Here is a 4,191-nt window from a genome sequence, read left to right on the forward strand (position 1 = left end):
GTATATGAAATCATTTTATGAAGATGATGAAAGTGTTATGCTGGGGATAAAAACCAAGGAAATACATACTGGCTATGTTACAGCCTATGCCAGGGAGCTGGCGGCACATTTGCAGCTTACGGAGCATGACATCATGCTGTCAGAGCTTATAGGACTGTTTCATGATGTGGGCCGCTTTCGTCAGTGGACCTTGTACCGTACCTTTGCTGATGCAGTCTCAGAGGATCATGCCGACCTTGGGCTTAAGGTGATTCGGGAACTGCCCTTTTTTTCAGAGCTTTCCCCGGCGGATCAGTCCATCCTGCTGTTTGCCATTGGCAACCACAACAAGAAGGACATTGCCCCGGCACCGGATAAAAAGCACCTGCTTTTTGCCAGGATTATTCGTGATGCTGATAAATTGGATATTTTTCGGGTTCTGGAGCCGTATCTTACCGGGAAGAAAATACAGACATTTTCAAAAATCCAGTTTGAGGATGAAAAAATGCTGTTTGCTCCGGGCTTTGTGGATAGATTTGTCCGTGGAGAACAGGTGGATTACAATGAGATCCGCACCAATAATGACAGAATCCTGGTGCGCCTCATGTGGGCCTATGATATAAATTTTGCCTGGACCATGATTCGTATCAGGGAAAAGGGATATCTGCCAAGGGTAATGGAACATCTCCCCCAGACAGACAAGGTCAAAAAAGGCTATGAACGGCTGGACAGGTATGTGGAGGAGAAATGTAATTCTGCTGATTTGCCTGTTGATTTGTGATATACTTAAAGGCATTGGTAAAGACAACGATTTTTATTTGTGAAAATTTTGAAATTAGAGGAAAAAGGAGCGAGATTTTATGGCTGAAACCACTGCTATAGCTTCCAACTTTATTCAGGGTGAAATAAATGAGGATTTGAAGAAGGGCTATTACCCGGAGGGAGTACATACCCGTTTTCCCCCGGAGCCAAACGGTTATCTGCATATTGGACATGCCAAGTCCATTTGCCTGAATTTTGGCCTTGCCAGACAAAATGGTGGTATTTGTAACCTTAGGTTTGATGATACCAATCCTGTAAAAGAGGATGTTGAGTATGTGGATTCGATTCAGGAAGATATAAAGTGGCTGGGCTTTTCCTGGGATGACAGAAAGTTTTTCGCCTCTGATTACTTTGGCCGCCTGTATGATTTTGCAGTTGCACTGATTAAGAAGGGCCTGGCTTATGTTGATGATCTCAGCGCTGAGGAAATCCGTTCCTATCGTGGAACCCTGACTGAGCCCGGTAAGGAAAGCCCTTATCGTAACCGCAGTGTCGAAGAAAATCTTCAGCTTTTTGAAAAGATGAAAAACGGTGAATTTGCCGATGGGGAGAAGGTACTTCGGGCAAAAATTGACATGGCAGCACCAAATATTGTGATGCGTGATCCGGTTATTTACCGTATTGCTCATGTAGCACATCATCGTACCGGTGATCAGTGGTGCATCTATCCAATGTATGATTTTGCCCATCCACTGTCTGATGCAATCGAGGAAATAACACATTCTGTTTGTACCCTAGAATTCGAGGATCACAGACCGTTTTATGATTGGCTGTTGGATTCACTGGATTTCAAGGTGGGCGCCAGACCAAGGCAGATTGAATTTGCCCGCCTGAATCTTACCAATACTGTCACCTCCAAGCGCAAGCTGCGTCAGCTGGTGGAAGAGGGCTATGTTTCCGGCTGGGACGATCCACGCATGCCGACTATTTCAGGCCTGCGCCGCCGTGGATATACTCCGGCCTCCCTCAGAGCCTTCTGTGAGGAAATTGGCGTGGCCAAGGCAAACAGCCTGGTGGATGTGGCCATGCTGGAGCACTGTGTCCGCGATGATCTTAATAAAAATGCAGACAGGATTATGGCTGTACTGCATCCCCTGAAGCTGGTTATTACCAATTACCCTGAGGGAAAGAAGGAGTACATGCTGGCTGATAACAACCCTAATACCTCGGCCCACAGATATGTGCCGTTTTCCAGGGAGCTTTACATTGAGCAGGAGGATTTTATGGAGGATGCTCCAAAGAAGTTCTTCCGGCTGAAGCCTGAGGGTGAGGTACGACTGAAGCATGGTTATATCATAAAATGTGAAGAAGTCATAAAGGATGAGGCAGGCAATGTAGTAGAGCTGCACTGCACCTATGACCCTGAGTCCAAGACCGGTGGAGCCACTGCAAACCGCAAGGTAAAGGGAACAATCCATTGGGTATCTGCCGAAGATGCTGTGGAGGCAGAGGTGCGTCTTTATGATTATCTGATAGAAACTGATGAGAACGGCGATGTGCCGGCTGATTTCCTGGCGGCAGTCAACAAGAAGTCGTTGGAGGTAATCGAAAACGCCCTGATTGAGCCAAGTGCCAGCTTTACTGCCGTGGGGACACATTACCAGTTCCTGCGTACCGGGTATTTTGTAGTTGACAAGGATACCACTCCTGAAAAGCTTGTCTTTAACCGTGTGGTAGGGCTGAAGGATTCCTGGGCCAAGGCAAAGAAAGGATAATCGCTATGGGAAAGATACCAAAGGGGCTGTCCGATAAGGATATGCTGGATGGTTATGTGGAAGAGGCCACCATGGAGGCACAATTCATGGCGGCAGAAGCCGCAGATGAAAAAAAGCGCCGGGAAAAGATTTTTGGCAAACAGCAAAACAGTCTTTCCATGTCCGGACTTGATGATGAAACCCTTGACAAACTGGGCAGAAAGCTGCTGGAGCTCAAAATGGAGCTTTTCGGGGAGGGAATAAAAAACTACACCCTTAAGGTAAAACGGGAGGATATGAATATTATCATCACTCCGGTAATCAAAGGAAATAGAAAATAATATCAAATATTACAAAGTAATAAAAAATAAGTATGTACTTTTGGCCCCTAATGTGATACTGTAAAGGTAATCAATAATTTGTCGGTCAAATTTGGACATATTTAGGAGGGAAATGTAGTGAGTACGACAACGATTGCTGTGGTTATTTTCATTGCTGCGTATGCTTTGATTATATCCGAGAAGGTGCACCGCACAATTGTCGGCATAGTAGGAGCCATGCTGATGATAATCTGCGGTATTCTATCACAGGAGGTGGCAATTCATCATATTGATTTTAACACCTTAGGTTTGCTTATTGGTATGATGACTATTGTAAACATTACGGCGGAAACCGGATTGTTTAATTTCTTGGCAATCTGGTCAGCCCAAAAGGTTAAGGCTCAGCCTATGAAGCTTCTTTTAGCTTTGGCTACCCTTACTGCGGTATGTTCCGCACTGCTTGATAATGTAACAACAGTACTCTTGACTGTTCCGGTAACCTTTAGTATTACTGCTCAGTTAAAGGTAGATGTTAAGCCATTCCTCATGGCTCAGATATTGGCATCCAATATCGGTGGTACTGCCACCCTGGTAGGTGATCCGCCAAATATCATGATTGGTTCAGCCGTTGGCTTGAGCTTTATGGATTTCATCATGAACCTGACTTTACCGGCAATTATTATTTTCCTCATAACTGTATTTGTTTTGGAAATGATTTATGGAAAATCCCTGCATACCACTCCTGAGCTTCAGGAGCAGGTAATGAAGCTGAATGCTTCCAAGCAGATCAGGGATAAGGTGCTGGTAAAGAAGTGCCTGGCTGTTTTGGCCATTACAATGGGTCTGTTCGTTATGCATAATTCCCTGGGACTTGAATCTGCTACTGCAGCCTTGACCGGTGCCGGCCTGCTGCTGCTCATCACCTTTACCCGTGATGAGGAAATGATTTCCAAGGTTTTGGGCAAGGTAGAGTGGACTGCCATATTCTTCTTTGCAGGCTTGTTCATTTTGGTTGGTGCCTTGGTGGAGACAGGTGTAATCAAAATGCTGGCCGAGGAAGCCATTGCCATTACCCATGGTTCAGTAGAGGCAACTGCCATCCTGATACTGTGGATGTCGGCATTTGCATCTGCCTTTGTTGATAATATCCCATTTGTAGCTACCATGATTCCTTTGATTAAGGATATGGGTGCTATGGGCCTCAGCAACCTTGAACCTATGTGGTGGTCACTGGCCTTGGGTGCCTGCCTTGGTGGTAACGGTACCTTGATCGGTGCCAGCGCCAATGTAGTAGTTGCTTCCCTGGCAGCCAAGCATGGACAGCAGATATCATTCCTTGGCTTCATGAAGGTAGCCTTCCCATGCATGGTTTTGTC

4 protein-coding genes are annotated in these 4,191 nt (G+C 45.7%); all 4 read left to right on the forward strand.

The genetic code is table 11. From position 1 onward, the window contains the following. The coding region (locus tag K6C05_RS08460; protein ID WP_296733615.1) for an HD domain-containing protein at positions 1-760 on the forward strand (760 nt) is incomplete at its 5' end. A 79-nt stretch (positions 761-839) separates the two neighbouring features. Next, a complete protein-coding gene (locus K6C05_RS08465; protein ID WP_296733616.1) occupies positions 840-2,516 on the forward strand; it encodes a glutamine--tRNA ligase/YqeY domain fusion protein in 1,677 nt (558 codons plus the stop codon). A gap of 5 nt (positions 2,517-2,521) precedes the next feature. Further along, positions 2,522-2,836, forward strand: a complete 315-nt coding sequence (locus tag K6C05_RS08470) for a hypothetical protein (RefSeq protein ID WP_296733619.1) — start codon at positions 2,522-2,524, stop codon at positions 2,834-2,836. 117 nt (positions 2,837-2,953) lie between these two features. Continuing rightward, on the forward strand, positions 2,954-4,191 hold a 1,238-nt coding region (locus tag K6C05_RS08475; RefSeq protein ID WP_296733621.1), incomplete at its 3' end, for an ArsB/NhaD family transporter.

The sequence above is a fragment of the Anaerovibrio sp. genome (assembly GCF_024697385.1).
Classification (GTDB): Bacteria; Bacillota; Negativicutes; order Selenomonadales; family Selenomonadaceae; genus Anaerovibrio.

Coding starts and splice junctions, on each gene's coding strand:
- K6C05_RS08465 (WP_296733616.1), top strand. CDS start 840: ATGGCTGAAACCACTGCTATAGCTTCCAACTTTATTCAGGGTGAAATA.
- K6C05_RS08470 (WP_296733619.1), top strand. CDS start 2,522: ATGGGAAAGATACCAAAGGGGCTGTCCGATAAGGATATGCTGGATGGT.